This window comes from Sorangium sp. So ce426 (assembly GCF_051475585.1).
Taxonomy (GTDB): domain Bacteria; phylum Myxococcota_A; class Polyangia; order Polyangiales; family Polyangiaceae; genus Sorangium; species Sorangium cellulosum_B.
The window spans coordinates 643849-666374 of record NZ_CP150341.1 but is presented as its reverse complement, the minus strand read 5'-3'; the positions used below and the strand labels follow the sequence as shown (position 1 = coordinate 666374).

Genomic DNA, 22526 nt, shown 5'->3' with positions numbered 1-22526 from the left:
AGCTCGGCTGATGGCCACGTCCGTCACCCCCCTTGTTGAAGCATGGCTGCGGGGTTCGCGCCCTGAGCCCCTCCGCGCCAAGTTGATGAGTCAGGTCGCCAGGCAGCTTTGCTATGAAAACCAATGAGCGAGTTGTCGACCGTTTTGAGCAGCGGCTCGTGTCGATTCGATCGACTCCCACTCACACGTTCCGTCCGCGCGCGGGCGTTCTGCGATTTTCCTGATCAGCTCAGGGACTGCCTTATGGCATTCCTGGCGATCAGGAAAAGGATGGTGAGCACGTGGCGCGCGCGCAGGCCGCTCGCCTCACCGCGGTAGACGGGACGCACGCTGACCTCGCAGACGCGGAGCCGGCGCGCCGCGAGGGCGGCGAGCAAGTCGTTCGGATAGCCGTAGCGGGGCCAGAGGCCGTCGAGGTCGAGCGCGTCGAGCGCGCGGGCGGAGATGGCGGTGTACCCGCACTGGCTGTCGGAGAGGGCGTCGAGCCCCGCCGCACGGCGGGTGAGCGCGGCGAGCGCCGCCGTCGCGGCGAGCCGCTGGAGAGGCATGACGCGCCACACGTCGGGGTGGCGCAGCCGATCGCCCTTCACGTAATCGGCTTCGCCCGAGGCGATCGGGGCGACGACGCGCGGGAGATCGCGCGGATCCATCTGCCCGTCGCCGGCCATGACCGCGACGGCGGAGGCGCCGAGGGCGCGAGCGCGCCGGTAGCCAGCGACGATCGCCGCGCCGACGCCGCGGCACTCCGGGTGGACGAGCACCTCGAGGCGCTCGTCCCCGAGCGCGCGCGCCACCTCGGCCGTGCCGTCTCGACTGGCATCGTCCACGACGATCACGTGGTCGACGAAGGCGGGGACCGACGCCGCCGCCTCGGAGATCCATCGCGCCTCGTCCCGCGCGGGGATGACCACTGCGACGCGCGCACCGTGGAGCACGCGGATTCCTAGCGGAGCGAGCGGCCTCCGGCAACGCGATCGACGCCGCGACGACGTGCTCGGCGCCGCGCCGCGAGCCGTGCGCGCCGGACGTATTACCTGCCAGCGCTCTTGCGGAGCTCGGCGTAGGAGCCGCCGGGCGTGGCCGTCTCGACGGGCAGCCCGGCCGGCCCCCACCCCGGCTCGGTGATCGCGCCGAACGCGTCGCGCGGCCCCTCGAAGCCGGCGCGTTGCTCGATGACGGCCGTGTAGCCGGCCGACACCATGGCCTCGGCCGCGCGCATCGAGCGCTGTCCGGACTTGCAGCCCACGATGAGCTTCGCGTCCGTGGGATAGAGGGCGCGGACCACATCGAGGAAGTCGGGGTTCTGCTTCATGCCGCCGGCGCCGGCGTGCATGAGCGGCACGTTGTGCGCGCCGCTCGGGTGCCCGGCCGCATATTCGGGCTCGCTCCGGACGTCGAGGTAGAGATACCCCTCCTCGTCGATGAGCTTCTTGGCCTGCTGGGGGGATATACGCTTGATGTCCGCCATGGGGCGCAGTCTACCCCCGGCGCGGCGCGCCCGTCAGAACGTATGAATGAAGAGCCCGCTGCGGAGCTTCGGCTCGAACCACGTGCTCTTCGGCGGCATGAGCAGCCCTGCGTCGCTCACCGCGAAGAGCTCGTCGATCTGCGTGGGATAGAGGTGGATCGCCATCGTGAAGGCGCCCGAGTCGACGCGTCGCTCGAGCTCGGCGACGCCGCGGATGCCGCCGACGAAATCGACGTGTTTGTCCCGGCGGGGGTCGCTGACGCCGAAGATCGGGCCGAGGATCTGGTCCTGGCAGATGGAGCAGTCGAGCGAGGCCACCGGGTCGTTCGCGTCGAACGACCCCGGGCGGACCCTGGCGGTGTACCAGCGGCCGCTAAGGTAGAGCGCGAAGGTCCGCGGCTCGGCCGGGGTCGCGGCCGCGCCGTCCCTCGCCGGCGCGAGGTCGAGCCGCTCGCCGAGGGCCGCGAGCAGCGCCTCCGCGCTGCGGCCGGCGAGGTCCCGCACGACGCGGTTGTACGGCATGATGTTCATCTGGTCGTGCGGGAAGACCACGGCCAGGAAGACGTCGTGCTCGCCGCCGTCGCCGCGCAGCTTCCTGTGGACGCGCGCCGCCGCGGCGCTGCGGTGGTGGCCATCGGCGACGTAGAGCGTCGGGATGGCCTGGAAGCGCTCCTCGAGGTCGGCGGTCGCCGCGCGGCCGAGGACCCAGAGCTTGTGCTCGACGCCGTCGGCGGTCGTGAAATCGTAGATGGGCGGCGACTGCAAGGCCTCCGCGACGGCGCGATCGATGCCCGCGTCGGCGCGGTACGTGAGGAACACCGGCTCGTCGTGGGCGCCGAGCTCCTCGATGTGGCGGGTGCGGTCGTCCTCCTTGTCGGGGCGCGTCTTCTCGTGCTTCTTGATGACGTCCTGCTCGTACTCGGCGACCGCGGCGCAGCCGACGACGCCGATCTGCCGGTGATCACCCATCCTCTGGGCGTAGAGGTAGAGGTGCGGATCCGGGTCCTGCGCGAGGTCGCCGCCCGCGATGAGATCGGCGAGGTTCTGCGCGCCGCGGGCGTAGACGGCGTCGTCGTGCTCGTCCGTCCCCTCGGGCAGGTCGATCTCGGGGCGGGAGACGCGGAGGAAGCTGTGCAGGCCTCCCGCCGCGAGGACGCGCGCCTCGGCGGTGGAGATGACGTCGTACGGCGGGCTCGCGACGCGAGCCGCCTGGGCCTGGGGGGGTCGGTAAGCGCGGAAAGGTCGGACGGTAGCCACGGGGAGCGACTAGCCCAGCGGCCTGGGCGCGTCGAGGCGGCTCGCGCGGCGGGAGCCGCGGCAGGCGGGGCGGCAGACCGGCGCGGAGCCCCGGCGACGGCGGTGCTCATGGCCGCGCGCGGCGCGTGCTAGGAGGGGGACTCGCGCCGCGAGCCGCTCGCATCCGCTCGCCGCCGCACCACCCCGCCCGCGCGACCGCGCGCCGCACGAAGAGGAACCTTGTCCAGCTCCGGTGAGTCCTACCCTCCGCCGCGCTATTCGACCCTCCCTCCCGGCTCGGCGGACGACGATCTCCCCCTGCCGGGCGAGATCACCTCGTTCTCCAGCTCGCGATCCCGCCGCGTGATCGCCGTGGGGGGCGGCCGCGGGGGCGTCGGCAAGGCGACGCTCGCGGTCAACCTCGGGGTGTACTTCGCGCAGCTCGGGCGCGACGTGATCATCATCGACACCGACGCTTACAGCCCGGGGCTGCACGCCGCGCTCGGGATCGAGGCGCCGCCGCTCGTCACGCGCGAGGACATCGAGGAGGGCAAGGCCGAGCCGATCGCGACCACGGTGCCCGGGCTCCGGCTCGTCCCGACCGCGTACGACCCGATGACGGCCACGCCGCTCCGGCCGAGCCGCGCCGCCTACTGGATGAAGATGATCCAGGAGCTCGACGTCGACTACGTGATCGTCAGCCTCGGCGCGGCGACCGGCTCGTCGACGCTCGACCTCTTCCTGCACGCCGACGTCGGCATCTGCGCCACCACGCCCGAGCCGCTCGCGGTCGAGCACTCCTACCGCTTCTGCCGCGCGCTCTACCAGCGCACCTTGCGACGGGCGCTCATGAAGGAGCGCTTCAAGATCCGGCTCGTGGAGAAGGTGGCCGCGTCGCTCCCGGCGCTCGCGACGCCGCGCGACTTCATCATGGAGGTGAAGCGGTTCGACGAGGGGGTCGCGTCGCTCGCGGCCGCGCAGCTGCCGCGGGTGAAGCCGCACCTCGTTGTCAGCCAGACCCGGCACCGCTCGGACCTGGAGCTCGGCCCCGCGATGAGCGCCGTCTCGGAGCGCTTCCTCGGCATCTCCCTCGACTACCTCGGCCACATCGAGCACGACGACGCGGTGTGGCTGACCGCGCGCCGGCGCCAGCCGCTCCTCATCGACAGCCCGACGTCGAAGAGCGCGCGCAACCTCGAGCGCGTGGCCCGGCGCATCCTCGCGCTGCTCGCCGCGCGCGACTCCCGCCCGGCCGAGGCGCACGCCCGCGCCCTCGCCGCCGCATCGAAGAGCGCCGCGCCGCCGACGCTCTACGAGGCGCTCGGCCTCGCGCGGACGGCCGCCGACGACGAGATCCGGCGCGCCTACAAGCGCCAGCGCGACACCTACCGGGAGGGGAGCCTGCCCGTGGTCAGCGTGCTGAGCCCCGCGGTGCTCCAGAAGGAGCAGGCGCGCATCGAGGAGGCGCACGACACCCTCCTCGATCCGGTGCGCCGCCGCGCGTACGATCTCTCGACCTACCCGGACGATCCGCGCACGCAGCTCGGCCCGGTGCGCGCCGAGAACGCCGCCGCCGCGGCCGAGCTGGCCATGCTCCAGGCCGAGCTCGCGCGCGAGATCAACGCCGAGACGCAGTTCAGCGGCGCGCTGCTCCGCAAGGTGCGCGAGTCGCAGGGCGTCGAGCTCACCGACATCTCGCAGCGGACCAAGATCTCGCTGGCGCACCTCCAGGCGATCGAGAACGAGGCGATAGGCGACCTGCCCGCGACCGTCTACGTACAGGGATTCGTTCAGGAAATTGCCAAGTACCTGCGGCTCGATCCGGCGCAGGTGGCGAAGACCTACATGCGTCGCCTGCGCGAGATCTCCGCGGGCTCGCGCGCCAAGCCGCATGGCTGAGGCGTCGCGCGGAAGCGACGGGGCGGCGCGGATCGGAGGCGGGCGCGACGGGTGCGGCGGGCGCGGCATGTCAGAGCGCGCCGGCGGGGATCGCGCGTTCTCGGCGCTCGCGTTCGCGCTCGCGCTGCTGCCGCGGCTCTACGTGGCGATCGCGTGGGCGCGCGAGCCGGTGTGGGACGGCCATTACTACGATTTCGGCGCGCGCCGCATCGCCGCCGGGCTCGGCTACTCGGACGATCTCATCGTCGGGGGCCAGGCGGTATGGCACCCGTGGTGCCATTATCCGGTCGGCTACAGCGGGTTCCTCGCGCTCGTCTACCGGCTGTTCGGCGCCGGGCCGCACGCGGCGACGGTCGCGAACGCGGTGATCGGCGCGCTGCTCGTCGTCGTGGTCCACCGCCTCGCCCGGTACGCGACAACGCCGGCGCGCGCCCGCGCGGCGGCGCTCCTCGCGGCGCTCTCGCCGGGGCTCATCGTCTATGCGGCGCTCGTCATGACGGAGCCGCTCGCGGCGCTCGGCCTGGTGACGGCGCCCTGGCTGCTCGCGCGCGACGCCGCGCGCGGTCGCCCGGCCCGCGGCGCGGTCCTCGCGGGCGTGGCGCTCGGGCTCTCGGCGCTGGTGCGGCCCCAGAGCCTGCTCTGCGCGCCGGCGCTCGCGCTGCTGGCCATACGCGGCCCGGAGGCGTCCGCGCCCGGAGGAGCGGCGGCGACGGCGTCTGGAGGGGCGGCCGCGTGGAAACGCGGCGCGCTCGCGGCGGCGCTCGCGGCCGCGACGGCCCTCGCCGTGGTGGCGCCGTGGACGATCCGCAACTGCCGCGTGATGGACGGCTGCGCGCTCGTCTCGACGAACGGCGGCTGGAACCTCGCCATCGGCGCGTTCCCGCGCGCGACGGGCCGCTTCGAGACGCTGCGCGCGGGCGACGGCTGCCCGATCGCGCGCGGCCAGGTGGCGCAGGACCGCTGCTGGATGGCCGCGGGGCTTCAGTGGATCAAGGATGATCCAGGTCGCTGGCTGGCCCTGATCCCGAGGAAGCTGGGCTTCACCTTCGATCACGAATCGTTCCCGATCGGCTATCTCGGCGAGGCGAACCCTGCGGCGTGGCCCGAGGAGCGGCGCGCTGCGGGGCGCCGCGTGCTCACGGCGTCGCACCTCGGGCTCTTGTCGGTTGCAGCGCTCGGGGTCGTGGCGATGCCCCGGCGGGGGCAGCGGCGGGCGCTTGTCGCGCAGCTCCTCGCGCTCGCGGCGGTGCTCGGGCTCGTCGCGTGGGGGGTGCTCGGCGACGGGCACGCGTTCTGGCCGCTCGCGGTGGCGATCCCGCTGATCGCCGCCCTGCCGCTGCCGGGCCGACCCGCGAACGGGGGAGTCGTCGGCTACCTCGCGTTCGCGGTCGCGTCGGTGGCGCTGACGCACGCCGTGTTCTTCGGCGAGGACCGGTATCACATGGTCGTGACCCCGGCGCTGTGCATCCTCGCCGCGTGCGCGCTGCGGCGAGAGGAGGCGGCAGCCGCCGCGGAGCGGGCGGACGCGCATGAGGCTTGAATGGAGCCTGTCGGAGTGAGCGCGGATGGATGGGCTGTATCACAACCGATCCCGCGGCGTCGCCCAGAGGCGGCAGAGGCAGCCGGACATGAACGGCTCACCGGGCGCCCCGGCGCCGTGATCGCGAGTCGACCACGCTGGCCAGGGAGCGCGCAATATACGATTATCGCTCCTGTCTCGGAACGGACGGCTTATCCTCCATGTCACGTTCCGTCGGAGTCTGGACCGCCGACCACAGTGCCGGCCTCTCTTCTACATGCACATCTTACATGCACATCTACGCCCGCGAACGAGATCGCTCACCGGTAGGGACTCGACGTCGAGGCAGCCATCACCCACAGTTGGTTTGCTGATCCGGAGGACCGACCGGCGCAGCTCCACACGGCCACGGTGGCGCTGCGCGACATGGAGTCATGAGGGGGATTTCCCTATGAGGCATATGCCGAAATCGCATCAATGCCTCCTGGGCGACGTCGGCTGCATGCGCCGATGCTCCCGCGAGTGCGAAGAACGCAGGGAGGCTCGCCTCGGGCCTCCGCGGTGCGTGACGAGGCAGGTTGGGCCGTGCCAGCGCGAAACGGATCGCGCTGAGGTGAGGGACATGCGCGGACGGCGAGGTCCCCCGGAGGGCACGCGGTTTACAGAGGGAAGGGAGGTTTCTGATGGATACACGACGCAATGCACTTCAGCTCTTGCCTCAGCTCGCGCGCATCTTCCGCTATGCGGCCCAGAGCCTCGCCCGTCACCCCGTTCTGCTGGCACTGGCGCTCCTGATCCCATGGTCGACCGCCCGGGCCGAGACGGTGGAGATCGCCGTACCGAAAGCGGCAGTCGCTGCGGCTCTCAACGTCGCCTTGAGCTCGGTCCGGATCCATGTAGACAACTATGGAGATCGGCACGGGACGAGCTGGCACGAGGACAGCAGCTACATCCTGCTGCCCGACGGATCCAGGAGGCGCTTCTCCATACCTGAGTACACCTACAAGGTCACGAGATTCCGACAACTGAAATACTATATCGACGATTTCAACACCGAGAGCATCCAGGCGAGTGTCACGGGTAACCGCATCGAGATCCGGATTGCTTTCGAAAACCATGGCGAGGAAATCAAGGCTCGGTGCGTGCGCAGGCGACTCGGTCGTTGGAATGAGTGCACGTTGGACATCGAGCGGGACATCCATATGAGCAACGCTTTCATCAGCGTCTCGGCGGAACCAGTCGCCCACAAGGGCTCGATCTCGATCGACAACGTCGCAGCCGAGTTCAAGACCGACATCAACATCGCCAATCGACTTTGTCGAGTCTTCCGGGGAGTGTGCGGGGCGATCGAGAGAAAGGTTCGTAACGAGCTGACGAACCAGATCGAAGAGCTCGTCCGTGATAGCCTCTCAACGCAAGGAGCTCGGGATGCGGTGGCCAATGCAGTGAGGCGGGCCGCATCCATCCGGAGCTATATCGATCCGGCGTGGAAGGTGACGCGCGTGGTGAGCCGCGGCGGCAATTTCGTGGTGACCGTCGAGCGCCCCGATTAGAGCGCCGACCGGTCTTCGTGCCAGCGCACCTCACGGGACCATCGCCGCGACACACTCGCGGGGCGGCGTCCGGCCCGCGCGATGCCGGGGGCGTCTGCAAGGCGCGCACCGCGGCTGGACGCCAGATTGTCCGAAGCGGTTGCATCGCGTTCACCACGCGATCGTGATCTGCTGGTGTGCGACCCGGGCCAGATCGCGGCTGGGACGTGCGGTGACGAAGGCTCCTCTCCTGCTCGTCGGTCGCCTCCTGGCCATCGTGCCCCTTAGGGCGGCGTCACCGCTCCTGCCTCGCCCGCCGCCTTCCCCGGCTCTCCCTGCGCGCCTTGCACCTCTTCCTGCTCCGCCACCCACCGGATCTCGATCCGTCGGTTCTTCGCCCTCCCCTCCTCCGCCGTATTCGACGCCACGGGCGCGAACTCTCCATATCCCGCCGCAGACAGGCGTTGAGGCGACACCCCACGCTCGATGAGCACCTCGACGACCGCCACCGCGCGCGCCGCCGAGACGTCCCAGCTCGACGCGCCCTTCGCGCTCCTCGCCTTCCTGTCGTCCGTATGCCCGACGACCTGGAACCGACGATCCGCAATCGTCCGGAGCTCCCCGGCGACCTCGGCCAGAAGCTTCCGCCCGGCCGGCTTGACCTCGGTCCTCGCGCCGTCGAACAGCGCGTCGCTCGAGATCTCGAGCAGCGGCAGCCCACCGCGGATCCCGACGCGGATCTTCCCGCCGTCGACCGCCGCCTGGAGCCGGCCCGCGACGTCGCGCATCCGCGCCGCGCGCGCCTCGGCCGCCGCCTGCTTCCGGCGCAGATCGTCGAGCTTGGCCCGCGTCTCCGCGAGCTCCGCCGACAGGCTGCCCCGCTCCCCGGCGAGCTGCCCCACGCTCTGCCCGGCGCTCCGGAGCCGCGCCGACAGCTCCTCGTTCATGGCGGCGAGCTCGTCGAGCCGTCGCGCGAGCCCCGCCTCGGCCGTCGTCGCCTCGGACAGCCTGAGATCGCGTGCCCGGAGGTCGTCCGAGAGGCGCGCCAGCTCCTCCTCGATGGCGGCGACCTGCGCGGACCGCTGCGCGGCCTCGGCGCGCGCGCTCTGGGCCTCGGCCCGCGCCTTGTCACCCGCCTCGCGCTCTCTCCGGATCTCCGCGCGCGCCTCGTCGTACAGCCCCTGCCGGACGAGGCAGCCCGGCGTCGCCAGCCCGAGCAGGCCGGCCGCGAGGAGCCGCGCCGCCGCAGGCGAGCGCCGCGAGAGCCACGTCGGGATCCTGCCGGACGTCGTCGTGTATTTCATGCGTCGCGCGCACTCTGGCACGAAACCACGGGCGCGACGAAATCGTGGCGAACGTTCCCCGCGCGCCGCCGCGCGAGCCGTCCCACGGCGCGCGATCCCCTGGTACCCTCGGCGGCGTGATGCCTCGGCGAGCTTGGTTTTCCGTGGGCGCCCTCGCGGCGACGACGCTGGTCGGCAGCGCCGCGGCGGCGTTCCCGCACGTCGTCCGCGAGGGCGAGACGCTCGCGCAGATCGCGGAGCGCACCTACGGGCGCGTGCAGATGGAGCAGGTGCTCGTCGCCGCCAACGCGCTCGACGCGGGCGCCGGCGTGCCGATCATGCCAGGCCTGCGGCTGGAGGTGCCCGCGCTGAGCCACCACCGCGTCACCGCGGGCGAGACCTGGGCGATCCTCGCGGAGCGGCTGCTCGGCACCGCCGACCGGAGCGACGTCCTCGCGATCTCGAACGACACGTGGCCCTGGCTCGAGCCGACCGACGGGCAGGAGATCATCGTGCCGTACAACCTGCGGTACGTCGTCGGCCAGCACGACACCTTGCTCACCATCGCCTATCGCTTCCTGGGCAAGCGGGACCACGCGTGGATGCTCGACAAGTACAACCACCTCAAGCAGCGCCCGCTGCGCCGCGGCATGGTGATCCTCGTCCCGCTCACGGATCTGCCGCTCACGGCCGAGGGCAAGGCCGAGGCCGCGAGCTCCGGCGCCCTGGTGCGCTCCGAGGGGGCCGGCCGCGCGCGCGACGCCCAGCGCCGGGTCGACGGCGAGCTGCCGCAGCTCGCCGGCGACGTGCGGAGCGGCCGCTACATCGACGCCGTCGCGCGGGCGAGCCGCCTGCTCGGCTACGGCGATCTCGCCCGGGTGCAGATCGCCACGGTGCAGCGGCACCTGCTCGAGGCCTACGTCGCGCTCGACGCCACAGGGCTCGCCGAGACCGCGTGCGCCGCGTGGCGCGAGGCCGACCCCGCCGCGCGGCTCGATCCCATCGAGCTCAGCCCGAAGATCGTGCGCGCCTGCACCTCGTCGACGGAGCTGCACCTCAGGGCGCCTTCGCCGGACCCCGCGCCGCCGATCCCGGCGGACGCGGGCGGTGGGCGGTGACCTCGCAGCAGCCCGCGCCCGATCGCCTGCCCGCCGGGCACGGCGTCGCGTCGCGGTACACCGTCGAGTCCGTCATCGGCGAGGGCGCCTCCGGCGTCGTCTACCGCGCCACCCGCGACGAGGACGGCCAGCGCGTCGCGCTGAAGGTGATCCACAGGCACCTCTCGGGCACGCCCCAGATCTTCAGGCGCTATCACCGGGAGGCCGCCATCCTGGAGCGCGTCGAGGGCCCTCACGTCGTCCGGATGCTCGACTTCGTCGAGGAGGGCGGGCTCCTCGTGATCGCGCTGGAGCACATCGACGGCAGCTCGCTCGAGGAGCTCCTGCGGGACCACGCGCCGATCGAGATCGACCTGGCGATCGAGATCGCCCTGCAGATCTGCGCCGCGCTGGAGACCGCGCACGCGGCGGGCGTGGTGCACCGCGATCTCAAGCCGGCCAACGTGCTCGTCGAGCGCCCGGACGGGCACGCGGGCGCCGCGCCGTCACCCTTCGCCGGCCGCGTCCGCGTGGTCGATTTCGGGCTCGCCAAGGTGGTGCACGGCGAGCAGCAGACGACCGGGCTCACCGAGAAGGACATGATCTTCGGGACGCCGGAGTACATGGCGCCGGAGCAGGTGCGCGGGGAGGACGTCGACCCGCGCAGCGACATCTACGCGCTCGGCTGCATCCTCTACGAGATGGCGGTCGGCGCCGTGCCATTCGACAAGCGGACGCCCATCGCCGTGATGACGGCGCAGATCGCCGAGCAGCCGCTGCCGCCGCGCGCCAGCGAGCGCTCCGCGCTCATCTCGGCCGGCCTGGAGGCGGTCATCCTGAGGGCCCTCGCCAAGAGCCCTTCCGAGCGGCACCCGAGCGCCAGGGCATTCGCCGACGCCCTGCGCGCCTGCCGCGAAGAACGGCGCGTCGTGCACCACACCCCCGCGAGCCTCGCGGACGCCGTCTCGATCACCGATCTCGCGCTCGAGCGGACCGGCCTGGATTACGCCGCGCCCCTCCAGGACGGCGCTTCCGCCTCGGGCGTCGGCCATGTTGGCCACGCCGGCCATCCGGCCACGCGTCCGGAGAGCGCGGTGGCGAGCGCGGTCAGGAGAGCGCTGCCCGAAAGCGCGGCCGCGGCGGCCCGCGAGGCGCCCGCTGGCCCTGCGCCGCCGGCGGGCGGCACATCGCGTGAGCTCATCCTCTGGACCGTGGTGGCCATTCTCTGCGCGGCCGCCGGCATCGTGGTCGGCACGCTGTTCGGGGCGCGCTAGGACGCGCTGAACGCAGCTGAAACGCAGCTGGGACGTGCCTTGCGCGCCGCCATGGGGGGCTGTGGCTATGGCGTGGAGCGCGAGGATCGTGGTAATCGTTCTCATGCGTTCCTTGCTGTCCGGCGGCGCTGCCCTCGCGGCTCTCCGCTCTGCTCGGCCCCGGCGGCGGCGCGCTCTCCCCTGCGTCGCCGCCGCGCTCGCCCTCCTCGCCCCCGCGGCCGCTTCGGCTTACGACTCGCTCGCCGTGCCGTGCGCGGACGACCCGCTCCAGTGCGCGCGGGGACCGCTCACGTTCCAGCGCAGAGACGCCATCCCGCTCGATCTCGACTTCGATACAGGGTGGGTCCCGCCGGGCTCACCGCTGCAAGTCAGCCTCGGGGCGGCGGTCTACGCCGACACCCAGATCTCGTTGAGCGGAGCGATCGAGGCGTCGTGGCCAGAGGCGCTCGCGCTCAAGGCGCCAGGCGCCCCGGACGGAGGCGCGTTCAGCTGCGATGTCGGACTCGATGTCAGCGCACAGGGACGCATCAGCATTTCCGTCCTGGGCCAGGACGTCGACTGGACGGGGGATATCCCCTATGTGCCCCAGATCGATTTCCAGGTGCACGCCCGAGAGCATTTCGACGCCTGGGGCTGGGAGCCGGGCATCACGCTGGAGAGATCCACCGCGCTGCAGCGCGTTGCGTCCGTATCGCTCGGCGACCTCATCGGCGGCTCGATTCCCGGAATCGACGGGAGGTTCGAGCTCGACATCGCGATGGACGTCGCGGCCCGCTACACGACCCATCGCGTGGCCATCGAGACGCTCGATCAGGCGACGGTGAGCGGAGGCGACGTCACCTCCGAAGGCGGAGCCTCCTCCGTGGAGTACCTGGGGGGCCCGTCGGTCGAGCTCAACGTTCGTCCGGAGGGCTCGGTGCGGTACGACGGCACGCTCCACCTGGTCCCCGCGTTCGGCGTCAGCCTGCTGGGCCGCTCGTGGTCGATCCCGCTCGCCGACATCCCGCTCGCCTTCCCGCACACCGAGCACGAATGGATCTTTGAGAGCGAGCGCGTCCATGTGCCGCTCCCGGACCTCGCGCTGGACAAGCAGGAGATCAATTTCGGCGCCGTGGAGGTGGGGCAGGCCAACGTGGAGCTCGTCCGGCTCTCGAACGCGGGGGAGGCGCTGCTCGACGTCGTCGTGACGACCGACGACCCGGAGAGCTTCGAGCTCGCGGACGCGGCGCTCGGGATCGACCCGGAAACGGAGGTCGACTTCGCGATCCGCTTCGCGCCGAAGGCCAGCGGCGCGTTCGCGGCGACCGTCCTCGTCGAGTCCAACGACCCCGACCGGCCCGTGCAGATGATCGCGGTGCGAGGGATCGGCGTCGGCGAGCCGGAGGCCCCGGCGGGCGGCGAGCTCGCGGAGGAGGACGGCGGCTGCGCCTGCCGCGCGGCCGGGGGCGCGCCGCGCGGCAGCGCCGGCGGCCGGGCCTGGGCGGCCGCCGGCCTGTCGCTCGCCGCGCTCGCGGGCGGCCTCAGGCGCCGGCGGCGCGCGGCCTGAGGCCCACGCCGCGCTCGGCGGGCGGCCTCAGGCGCCGGCGGCGCGCGGCCCGAGGCTCACGCCGCGCTCGGCGGGCCCACGGCGATCTTCCGCCGCGTCGACACGGCGGCGATCTCCTCCAGCTCCTCGCCGCGCAGCGTCTCCTTGAGCACGAGCGTCTCCGCGACCGCCTCGAGGCCCTCGCGGCGATCGACGAGCAGCTGCTTGGCCTTCAGGTACATCTCGCCGAGCCGCTCCCTCACCTCCTCGTCGACCTCGCGGGCGGTCTCCTCGCTGCACGTGCGCTCCTCCTGGATCACGCCGAGCATCGGCGCTCCGACGGTGCGCGCGAGCGCGGCCAGCCCGAGGCGCCGGCTCATCCCGAGGCGGGTCACCATCTCGCGGACGAGCGCCGTGGCGCGCCCGAGATCGTCGTGCGCGCCGCTCGACACCTGCCCCAGCGCGAGCTCCTCCGCCGCCCTGCCGCCGAGCATCACCGTGACGCGCGACTCGATCTCCTGCTCGGTGACCAGCTGGCGCTCGTCGCGGGGCACCTGGATCGTGACGCCGAGCGCGCCGATCGTGCGGGCCACGATGGACACCCGCTCCACCGGATCGGCGGCCGGCAGCGCGAGCGCGACGAGGGCGTGCCCGGCCTCGTGGTAGGCCACGCGCCGCCGCTCCTCCGCGGTCATGATCTGCCCGCGGCGCCGGAGCCCGAGCTGCGAGCGATCGAGCGCCTCGTCGAAATCGGCCTGTCCGATCTCCCTTGCGCCGCGCCGCGCCCCGGCCAGCGCGGCCTCGTTGACGATCTTCGCGAGATCGGCGCCGACCATGCCCGGCGTGCGGCGCGCCACGAGCCCGAGATCGACGTCGCTCGCGAGCGGCACCCGCCGCGCGTGGACGGCGAGGATCGCCTCGCGGCCCCGCAGATCGGGCCGATCCACGATGACCTGGCGATCGAAGCGCCCGGGCCGCAGGAGCGCCGGATCGAGCACCTCGGGGCGGTTCGTGGCGGCCATCAGGATCACGGTGGTGCGCGCGTCGAAGCCGTCGAGCTCGGCGAGGAGCTGGTGGAGCGTCTGCTCTCGCTCGTCGTGGGTCGCGAGGGCGCCGAGGCCGCCCCGGGTCCTGCCCACGGCGTCGATCTCGTCGATGAACACGATGCTGGGCGCGCTCTTGCGCGCCTCCTCGAAGAGCTCGCGGACACGCGCGGCCCCGAGCCCCACGAACATCTCGACGAACTCGCTCGCGTTCAGGGAGAAGAACGGCACATTCGCCTCGCCCGCCACCGCGCGCGCGAGCAGCGTCTTGCCGGTGCCCGGCGGCCCGATGAGCAGGAGGCCGCGCGGGATCCGCCCGCCCAGCGAGCGGTACCTCGAGGGCTCCTTGAGGAAGTCGACCACCTCGACGAGCTCGTCCTTGGCCTCGTCGACGCCGGCGACGTCCGAGAAGCGCACCGGATCCTGCCTGGATCGATCGTAGATCTTCGCCTTGCTGCGCAGGAACCCGAGCGGCCCGCCGGCCCCCTGCCCCGCCCGCCGCAGCATCATGAAGAACGCCGCGTTGATGAGGATGAGCGGCAACATCCAGATCGCCACCTGCATCCACGCCGACGTCTGGGGGCTCTTCGCCTCGATGCGGACCTGCTTGTCGAGCAGCGCCCTCACGAGCGGCTCGTCCTCGACGCCGGGCAGCCGCGTCACGCGGACGCGCTCCTCCGGTCGTTGCGGGCTCTCGCGGCGGATGAGCTCGATCTCGTCGGGCTTCACGATCGCCGCGGAGATCTCCCCGCGCCGCACCTCGGCGACCGCCTCGTCGTACGGCACGAGCGGGCGCCCTCGTGACCTGAAGATCCCGGAAAGGACCAGGATCCCGACCGCGATCAGCAGGTACCCGAGCCACGCGCGCGACGCCGGCCTCTTCTCGTCAGCCATTCCACGGAGCTGATGTGCGGCGGGCGTCGCCTCGGCAAGCCCTCGCCCCCGGAAGAACGGGAAAGCCCACGAGAAAGCCGCGCGAGGGAGGGAGCCCAGGAGCGCCCCCGAGCGCGGCTCGGCGCGCCGCCGGCGCACGGCTGCCGCGCGTCCACCCGCAGCGCCGGCGCGCCGCTGCCGCGCGTCCACCCGCAGCGCCGGCGCGCCGCTGCCGCGCGTCCACCCGCAGCGCCGGCGCGCCGCTGCCGCGAGGTGATCGCCCGGTGGATCCAGGCTAAGAAGCGACACCGTGCCGCTCGCCTCCGACCGCGCCTCGCTCGCCGCGTTCCCCATCGACTGGGGCGGGCTCGCCCCGCTCCGCCTCAAGTCGCGCGCCGTCGCCGAGGGCGTCTACGCCGGCATGCACCGGAGCGTCCGCAAGGGCGCGGGCGTCGAGTTCGGCGGCCAGCGGCCCTATGTGCCCGGCGACGATCTCCGCTTCTTCGATCGCCGCGCCCTGCTCCGCCACGATCGCCTCATGGTGCGCGAGTTCGAGACCGAGACCGATCGCGCCCTGTGGCTCTGCGTCGACGCGACCGCCTCGATGTCGTACCGCGGCCGGCGCGCGCCCGGCGCCAAGCTGGCCTACGCGGCGCTCATCGCCGCGGCCATGGCCCGCGTCGCGCTCGCCACCGGCGACCCGGTGGGGCTCGCCTGGCTCGGCGGCGCCGGCACCCACGGCCTGCCCGCGATGGCGGGGCGCGAGGCGTTCGAGCGCATCGTCGGCGCCCTCGAGGCCACCTCCGCCGCCCAGGACTGGAGCGGCGACGCCGGCGCCGTCGAGCGCGCGCTCGCGCCCATCGCGAAGAAGGCCCGCCGCGGCGCCGTCGTCCTCCTCATCTCGGATCTCATCGATCTCGCTCATGAATCCGGCGCGGCCCCGTCGGGCGCCGATCGCGCGCTCTCGGCGTTCACGTCGCTGAGCACCGGCGGCCGCACGCTGATCGCGCTCCAGGTCCTCGATCCCAGCGAGGCGACGCTCGACTTCGAGGGCAACGTGCGCCTGCGCGCCCTCGAGGGCGGCGCTGTCGTGGAGGCCGACGCGGGCGCGGTCCGCGCGCAGTACCAGGCGCGCCTCGCCGCCCTGGCCGAGGTCTGGTCGCGGGCGCTCGCGTCGCGCGGCGGCCGCCTGCTCCGCGCGACGAGCGCCGATCCTCCGACCGACGTCGTCCGCGCGCTCGTGCAGGCGATCGCCGAGGTGCGCCGATGAGCTTCGTCACGCTCGGCGCGCTGCTGGTCGCGCTGCTCGTCGGCGCGCCCGTCGCCGCGCACCTCCTGCGCCGTCGCCGCGCCGAGGAGCGGCCGTTCCCGCCGGCGCGCCTGGTCCCGCCCACGCCGCCGACGGCGCGGCGCCGGAGCCTCCTCGAGGACCGCGCCCTCTTCGCCACCCGGGCCGTCTCGGTGATCGCGCTCGCGGTGCTCGGCGCGACGCCGCTCCTGCGCTGCTCGCACCTGTCGCTCAGCCGCAGGGCCGGCGCGTCGGTCGCGCTCGCCATCGTCGTCGACGACTCGCTCAGCATGCGGGCGCGCCCGGACGGCAGCGCGCGCGATGGGCGTGCGATCGACGCTTCCTCGCACGCGCCCTCGCGGTTCGAGCGCGCGCTCACGGCCGCGCACGAGCTCGCCAGCGGCCTCGCTCCCGGCGACGCCGCGGCGCTCGTCCTCGCGGGCGCCCCGGCCCGCGTCGCCCTCGCGTCGACCACCAACCTCGCCGCCGTCGACGAGGCGCTCGCCGCCGTGGCGCCCTCGGACCGGGCCACCGACATCGACGGCGCCCTCGCGCTCGCCCGCGATCTGCTCCGTGGGCTGCCTCAGAGCGACAAGCGCATCGTGCTCCTCAGCGACCTCGCGGACGGCACGCCCGGCGCCCCGCCCATCTCGGGCACCCCCGACATCGCCACGTGGGTGCCGCTCCAGGAGCTCGAGGCGGCGGGCCAGGACTGCGGGATCGTGCGCGCCGATCGATCCGGCCAGAAGGCGCGCGTCCGCGTCGTGTGCACCGCCGCGTCGACCGCGGCGCGCGGGCCCGACGTCGCCGTCGCGCAGCGAGACGGCGGCGCGGACGCGCCGCCCGCCGCGGGCTCGAGCGCCGCGGGCGCCTCGGCGACAGGCGCCTCCGCCGCGGCGGGGCGATCCCTCGAGGTGCGCGCCGGCGACGCCGTGCTCGGCAAGGTCGCGCTCGATCCGGCCCTGCGCGCCGAGGAGCTCTCGATCGACCTCCCGGCCGGGGCGCCCGAGATCCTGATCGCCGCGCTCACCGGCGGCGACGCGATCGCCGAGGACGACCGCGCCCCGATCATCTCCGCCGGCGGCCCGCTCTCGATCGCGGTCGTGGTCGACCCCGCGACGACGCACGTCGAGACGGGCGGCCCGCCGCCGCTCGAGCAGGCCCTCTCGGCGCTCGATCTGGACGCGCAGATCAGGCCGCTGCCCTCGGTCCCGGAGCACGCGGACGAGCTGGCCGCGCACGCGGGGCTCATCGTCGACGACGCGCCCGGCTTCACGCCGGAGGTGCGCCGCTCGCTCGCCGCGTGGGTCGAGCGCGGCGGCGTCGCGCTGCTGACGCTCGGCCAGCGCGCGGCTGCGGCGCCGCTGGGCGCCGGGTTCGAGCCGCTGGTCCCGGGCGTCGTCCGCTGGTCGGCCTCCCCGGTGCCCGGCGTGGATCCGGCGACGGCGGGCTGGCTCGGCCCGTCCGCGCCCGGCCTCGCCGACGTCGCCCCGCGAGGCCGGGCGACGCTGGGCGCGGAGGCCTCGGAGGGCGCCGAGGTGCTCGCCCGGTGGGCGGACGGCGCCCCGTTCCTCGTGCGCCGCCCGCTTGGGCGCGGCGTGGTGCTGTTCATGACGCTGCCCCTCGGCACGGAGGAGAGCGACGTCGCGCTGCGGCCCGCGTTCCTGTCGTTGCTCGACGGCTTCGTCGGCGCCGCCCGCGCCCGCGGCGGCGCGCGGCGCCTCGCCGCGGGCGAGCTGTGGACGTTCGACGGCTATCACGACGTCAAGGTCGAGCGCGTGCGGGTCGATCGCGACGGGGCCCCGCAGGGCTCGCGCTCACGCGAGGCGCTCCCCGTCGCCGAGGTCGAGCGGCGCCTGCGCGTGTCCCCGCCGCTCGCCGGCCTCTACGAGCTCACCCTGGACGGCGAGCGCTCGACGCGCGTCGTGTCGGTCCCGGAGCGCGAGATCGACCTCCGCCCGAGGCGCGTCGCCGAGAGCGCCCGCGCGGCGGAGCTGGGCGGCATGGCCGCATCCATCGACGGGTCGCCCTACGTCGCGCTCCTGCTGCTCCTGTTGCTCGCGGTCGAGCTCTTGCTGCGCGCCATCGGAGGGCGGCAGGAGCCGGCGGAAGGCCAGGCGAGCTGAAGCCGGCCCCCTCCGGCGCGCTTGCCCGCGCGGAGCGCACGCCTGCCGGCGCGGAGCAGCCGGCGTCGAGTCGAGTCAACCGACCGCACCGCGCCGCACCGCGCTACGTCGCTCAGTGCGTCTGCCAGTGCGGGGGGATCTCGTCCGCCGGCGCGAACTCGGGCTTGGCCGGCGCGGCGGGCACGGTGGCGGCCCGGCGAGGCCCGTTCGGCTTGAAGCTGTGCTCTGCAGCGGGGAACGTGCGCGACTGCACCTCGTCCACGTAGGCGCGCGTCGCCTCCACGATCTGATCGCCGACCTCGGCGAAGCGCTTCGCGAACTTCGGCGTCAGCTCGCGGAACATCCCGAGCAGGTCGTAACAGACGAGCACCTGCCCGTCGCAGCCGGCCCCGGCGCCGATCCCGATCGTCGGGACGGAGACCGCGGCCGTCACCTCCTGCGCGAGATCCGGCGGGATGGCCTCGAGCACGATCGCGTAGACGCCCGCCTCGTCGAGGACGCGCGCGTCGGCGATGAGGCGCTCGGCCGCCTCGTCGCCCTTGCCCTGCACCTTGAAGCCGCCCATCGCGTGCACCGACTGCGGCGTGAGCCCGAGGTGACCCATCACCGGGATGCCCGCGGCGACGATCCGGCGCACGTGCTCGGCGATCTCCTCGCCGCCCTCGAGCTTGATGCTCTCGAAGCTGCCCTCCTTCATCATGCGCCCGGCGTTCTCGAGCGCGTGCATCGGAGAGAGCTGGAAGCTCATGAACGGCATGTCGCCCACGACGTGGGCCCGCCGCGCGCCGCGCGCCACCGCGCGCCCGTGGTAACAGATCTCCTCGACCGTCACGGGGAGCGTCGTCGTGTGCCCCTGCACGACCATCCCCAGCGAATCCCCGACGAGCAGCAGATCGGCGCCGCCCTCGTCGAGCAGCCGCGCCATCGTGAAGTCGTACGCCGTCACCATCGCGATCGGCGAGACCCCTTTGCGGGAGCGGATCTCGGGGACCGTGACCTTCGTCGAGCGCTGCGCTGGCCTGCGTGCGCTGCCGCCACCGTTGCCTTGCGGACCGTACATGTGCCTCCGGGTCGCGGCCGCACTCGCGGTCCACGCCTCGGGACAAGCTAGGGCGGCGCCCGCTGCGGGGCAAGACGCGGCGCGCGGGGGTCGCGGGCCGGTCAGCCGCAATCTTCAGCGTTCTCGACGGGTTGCCGGCCGGTCGCCGGCCGGCAGGGGCGTGCAGCCAGGACGCCGCGCGGCGGCGCGATCACGGGAGCGGCCGGATCAACCGTGGCGGGGGCCGGCGCCGCGGACGGGGTGCGCTGCCCCCGTCGTTCGCGAGCCGCCCGGAGGCGCTGGCCTCGGGTTGGTCAGCGCGGTGAGGACGTGGTCGCGCCACGCGCCATCGATGAACAGGTAATCGCGCGCGTACCCCTCGACGGCGAAGCCGAGGCGCCGGAGCAGCCGGCCGCTGCGCTCGTTGTGCGGCAGGTAGTTCGCCATCACCCGGTGGAAGCCGAGCGTGTCGAACATGTACGCGATCGCCGCCTCGATCGCCTCGAACATCAGGCCCGAGCCCACGGCGCGCTGGTCGAGCGAGTAGCCGAGGGTCGCGGCCTGGAAGGCGCCGCGGACGAACTGCGTGAAGTTGCAGACCCCGATCACCTCGCCGCCGGGGGCGCCGCGCCACTGCAGCGCGAGCCGGAGCGCGCGATCCGCGGCGAAGTCCTCGTGGTCGCGGAGGAGGCGCTCGCGCCAGAACGCCTCGGTGTAGAAGCCCTCGGGGCGCGGCGGATCCCACCGCGCCAGGTGGTCGCGGTTGCGCTCGAAATAGGCGAGGTAGCGGCCAGCGAGCTCGACGGGAGCGATGAAGAGGCGCAGCCGCGGGGTCTCGATGCAGACGGGGCTCTTCAAGCGGCCTCCAGCGCGGCGCGCCTAGGACAAGGTCCCTTCGTCGAGGCGCCGCATCCCTTCGAGGAGCAGCGCCTCGGGTGACGCGGTGATGCTGCGGGTGCTGGGCGAGAAGCTCGGGTCGAGGCGGAAGTCGCCCTCCCGGAGCGTGAGCATCCGGTAGAACGCGTCCTCGCCCTGCGCGCCGGCCCAGAGCGCATGGACGACCTGCCCATCGGCGAAGTGGATCTCGCCGGCCATGGAGTTCGCCTGGATCTTGAGCGCGCACGTCTTCCGGCCGTGCCAGAGGATCTGGATCATGTCCGGCAGGCCCATCTCGGCGAGCGAGCCGGATACGCCGCGGGGGACGGTGGTCGTGGAGCGCCGCTCGATGAGCTGGCGGAGCTTGGCGGCCATGACGTCGGTCGACGCCGGCTTCGAGACGAAGTCGTCGACGCCGAGATCGAAGGCGCGCTGGGCGGTCTGCCGGTCCGTCTTCGCGGTGAGGATGACCCACGTCTTGTCGCGACCGAAGCCGAGCTTCAGCGCGTCGGAGCGGAGCGCGAGGCCGGCGTCGGGCTCCTCGAGGTCGATCTCGCTGACGACCACCTCGATGTCCTTCGTCTCGAGCTCGCGGCGCGCCTGCGCCACGTTGCGCGCGATCGAGACCTCGAAGCCCTGCTCGAGCAGGCGCAGCTCGAGCACCGTCGTCTCCTCGGGATCCGGGTCGACGATGAGCGCCTGGTGCCGATCGGAGAGCAGCTTCGCGCGCATGTCGTCGCCCGTCATGACCTGGCGGAAGAGATCGACGATGTTCGGATCGAAGATGGTGGCGCGGTACTGGGCGAGCACGTCGCAGGCCTCCGGCGGGCGGAGCGCCTTGCGGTACGGGTTGCGCGGGTTCTGCGTGAGATCGGCGTAGGTGTCCGCGACCGCGAGGATGCGCGCGCCGAGCGGGATCTCCTTGCCGGACAGGCCGTCGGGGAAGCCGCTGCCGTCGTAGCGCTCGTACATCATGCTGATCGCCGAGACGACCTCCTGCGGCAGCCCCACCGACTCCATGAGGTGCGCCGGAAGATCGACGCTCTTCGTCGCGGCGAGCCGGTGCCCCTCGTACTCGGCGACGTTGAGCGCGGTGAGGTGGTACGGGCCGTTCTTGCCGAGGTCGTGCAGGTAGGCCGAGGCCACGTAGCTCGCGACCGTCGTCGGCGGCAGGCCGATGCGCTCGCAGAGCTTGCGCACGATGCGGGCGACCGTGGAGGAGTGGCCGCGGAGATCCTGCCGCGCGTTCTCGAGCAGGCTCACGAGGACGTTGAGCGTCTCGACGTACGCGTGGGTCGTCGTCGGGTGCGGCGGCGGGGGGGGCGGCGCCGCGGCGACCGGCGCGGAGATCGGCGCGGGAGCGACGTGCTGCTGGGGGGGCGGCGACGGGGGCACCGGCGTCGGCGGGGGCCCGGCCGGGGCCACGCGGGGCGGCGCGGAGGGCGCCCGCATCACCGCGGGCACCTGCGGCGCCGTGACGAGCGCCGCGGGCACCGGCGCCGCCTGCGCGGGCGCCGCGTGCGCCGGCTGCACGTGCATCGCCTGCGGGTGCATCGGCGCCGCCTGCGCGGGCGCCGCGTGCGCCGGCAGTCCGTGCATCGTCTGCCCGTGCATCGTCTGCCCGTGCGCCGGCTGCGGGGCCACCGCCGGCACGTGCGTCATCGACGCGCGCTCGTGCGTCATCGACGCGCGCTCGTGCGTCATCGATGCGCGCTCGAAGGGGTTATTGCTGTTGGTGTAGAGGATCTCGTCGAACGAGTTGACCGGGCGCAGCAGCGAGCTGAACGCGGTCGTGTCGCCCCGGTAGTGGTACGCGATGGCCGCGCGGACCGCCGCCGGCCTGGCGACGATGGCGCGTACGTCCCGCACGCCCGCGGCGAGCCGGATCTCGTGCAGCGCGACGTCGTTGTCGGGATCCGCCGTCGCGACCGAGAGCGTCGTGTTCCGATCGTCGAGCAGCACCGGGAAGACGCCGTGCAACGTCGCGGTGATCGCCGAGACCTTGGCGAGCACGCGGGGCTCGATGATCGCCTTCGAGAGCTTCTCGGTCGAGACGAAGCGGGTGTTGTGGACGGTCGCGATGAACTTCAGGAGCTCGGCCTCGTTGACGATGTCGAGCTCGATGATGGCGTCCTCGATACGCCCGCGCGTACGCATCGCGTACTCCACCGCACGACGGTGATCGTCCGGGGTGATGCGCCCCTCGAGGACGAGGCGATCGGCAATCCGCTGGTTCAATCCTTGAACGGAAGCCATCGAAACCCTGATTCTACCCAGAAATTGGAGGTGGCGCGCCCAAGAACCCTCGCGGAACGGGAGCACGCGGGGAGAGCTGGCCAGCCGCTCGCGGCGTATGCAGCCATGGGGTGCGCTCGAGGAATGAGAGCAGAGCTCGGCGCGGCGCGCGAGCCCTGTGAGCATTCCAGCCGACGCCGGTTGGCTGGCGAT

At 73.1% G+C, this 22526-nt stretch carries 16 protein-coding genes; 8 read left to right on the top strand and 8 right to left on the bottom strand.

The window, feature by feature from the left end; genetic code table 11:
* Window positions 1-224: 224 nt before the first annotated feature.
* The 3 genes from WMF44_RS02465 to WMF44_RS02455 form a co-directional block, all read right to left on the bottom strand.
* Window positions 225-935, bottom strand: a complete 711-nt coding sequence (locus WMF44_RS02465; RefSeq protein WP_437297508.1) for a glycosyltransferase family 2 protein — start codon at window positions 933-935, stop codon at window positions 225-227.
* A 95-nt stretch (window positions 936-1030) separates the two neighbouring features.
* Window positions 1031-1468 carry a rhodanese-like domain-containing protein gene (locus WMF44_RS02460; RefSeq protein ID WP_437297507.1) on the bottom strand — a complete coding sequence of 146 codons (438 nt, stop codon included), beginning with the start codon at window positions 1466-1468 and terminating at the stop codon, window positions 1031-1033.
* 33 nt (window positions 1469-1501) lie between these two features.
* Window positions 1502-2725 carry a DUF1015 domain-containing protein gene (locus WMF44_RS02455; protein ID WP_437297506.1) on the bottom strand — a complete coding sequence of 408 codons (1224 nt, stop codon included), beginning with the start codon at window positions 2723-2725 and terminating at the stop codon, window positions 1502-1504.
* 219 nt (window positions 2726-2944) lie between these two features.
* On the opposite strand from WMF44_RS02455, the gene WMF44_RS02450 reads away from it, so the two are divergent.
* The 3 genes from WMF44_RS02450 to WMF44_RS02440 all read left to right on the top strand — a co-directional run bounded on the left by WMF44_RS02450 (window position 2945) and on the right by WMF44_RS02440 (window position 7675).
* Entirely contained in the window at window positions 2945-4603 is a 1659-nt protein-coding gene (locus WMF44_RS02450) for a helix-turn-helix domain-containing protein (RefSeq protein WP_437297505.1), read from the top strand.
* A 67-nt stretch (window positions 4604-4670) separates the two neighbouring features.
* Window positions 4671-6143: an ArnT family glycosyltransferase gene (locus WMF44_RS02445; RefSeq protein ID WP_437297504.1), complete on the top strand. Its 1473-nt coding sequence runs from the start codon at window positions 4671-4673 to the stop codon at window positions 6141-6143.
* Between the two features lie 662 nt (window positions 6144-6805).
* Window positions 6806-7675 carry a hypothetical protein gene (locus WMF44_RS02440; protein ID WP_437297503.1) on the top strand — a complete coding sequence of 290 codons (870 nt, stop codon included), beginning with the start codon at window positions 6806-6808 and terminating at the stop codon, window positions 7673-7675.
* Between the two features lie 263 nt (window positions 7676-7938).
* On the opposite strand, the gene WMF44_RS02435 is transcribed toward WMF44_RS02440, so the two are convergent.
* The gene (locus WMF44_RS02435; RefSeq protein ID WP_437297502.1) at window positions 7939-8958 is read right to left on the bottom strand and encodes an OmpA family protein; all 1020 of its coding nucleotides are present in this window, start codon (window positions 8956-8958) and stop codon (window positions 7939-7941) included.
* A gap of 143 nt (window positions 8959-9101) precedes the next feature.
* Between WMF44_RS02435 and WMF44_RS02430 the strand changes: the two genes are divergently transcribed.
* From WMF44_RS02430 to WMF44_RS02420, 3 genes are all read left to right on the top strand, one after another.
* A complete protein-coding gene (locus tag WMF44_RS02430) occupies window positions 9102-10055 on the top strand; it encodes a LysM peptidoglycan-binding domain-containing protein (RefSeq protein WP_437297501.1) in 954 nt (317 codons plus the stop codon).
* Window positions 10052-11308, top strand: a complete 1257-nt coding sequence (locus WMF44_RS02425) for a serine/threonine-protein kinase (RefSeq protein WP_437297500.1) — start codon at window positions 10052-10054, stop codon at window positions 11306-11308. Before WMF44_RS02430 ends, WMF44_RS02425 begins: the two co-directional genes overlap by 4 nt.
* 103 nt (window positions 11309-11411) lie before the next feature.
* Window positions 11412-12854, top strand: a complete 1443-nt coding sequence (locus WMF44_RS02420) for a choice-of-anchor D domain-containing protein (protein WP_437297499.1) — start codon at window positions 11412-11414, stop codon at window positions 12852-12854.
* A gap of 56 nt (window positions 12855-12910) precedes the next feature.
* Here the strand turns inward: WMF44_RS02420 and ftsH are convergent, their stop codons facing one another.
* On the bottom strand, window positions 12911-14770 hold the full coding sequence (gene ftsH / locus WMF44_RS02415) for an ATP-dependent zinc metalloprotease FtsH (protein ID WP_437297498.1): 1860 nt from the start codon (window positions 14768-14770) through the stop codon (window positions 12911-12913).
* 289 nt (window positions 14771-15059) lie between these two features.
* Here ftsH and WMF44_RS02410 point away from each other — a divergent pair, with 289 nt between their 5' ends.
* Together WMF44_RS02410 and WMF44_RS02405 are read left to right on the top strand one after the other, a co-directional pair.
* On the top strand, window positions 15060-16019 hold the full coding sequence (locus WMF44_RS02410; protein ID WP_437297497.1) for a DUF58 domain-containing protein: 960 nt from the start codon (window positions 15060-15062) through the stop codon (window positions 16017-16019).
* Window positions 16016-18163: a VWA domain-containing protein gene (locus WMF44_RS02405; RefSeq protein WP_437297496.1), complete on the top strand. Its 2148-nt coding sequence runs from the start codon at window positions 16016-16018 to the stop codon at window positions 18161-18163. Before WMF44_RS02410 ends, WMF44_RS02405 begins: the two co-directional genes overlap by 4 nt.
* Window positions 18164-18275: 112 nt before the next feature.
* Here WMF44_RS02405 and panB read toward each other — a convergent pair whose 3' ends face one another.
* The 3 genes from panB to WMF44_RS02390 all read right to left on the bottom strand — a co-directional run bounded on the left by panB (window position 18276) and on the right by WMF44_RS02390 (window position 22334).
* Window positions 18276-19223: a 3-methyl-2-oxobutanoate hydroxymethyltransferase gene (panB, locus tag WMF44_RS02400; RefSeq protein WP_437297495.1), complete on the bottom strand. Its 948-nt coding sequence runs from the start codon at window positions 19221-19223 to the stop codon at window positions 18276-18278.
* 207 nt (window positions 19224-19430) lie between these two features.
* Window positions 19431-20060 carry a GNAT family N-acetyltransferase gene (locus WMF44_RS02395; protein WP_012233048.1) on the bottom strand — a complete coding sequence of 210 codons (630 nt, stop codon included), beginning with the start codon at window positions 20058-20060 and terminating at the stop codon, window positions 19431-19433.
* 21 nt (window positions 20061-20081) lie between these two features.
* A complete protein-coding gene (locus tag WMF44_RS02390) occupies window positions 20082-22334 on the bottom strand; it encodes an HD domain-containing phosphohydrolase (RefSeq protein WP_437297494.1) in 2253 nt (750 codons plus the stop codon).
* Window positions 22335-22526: the final 192 nt, after the last annotated feature.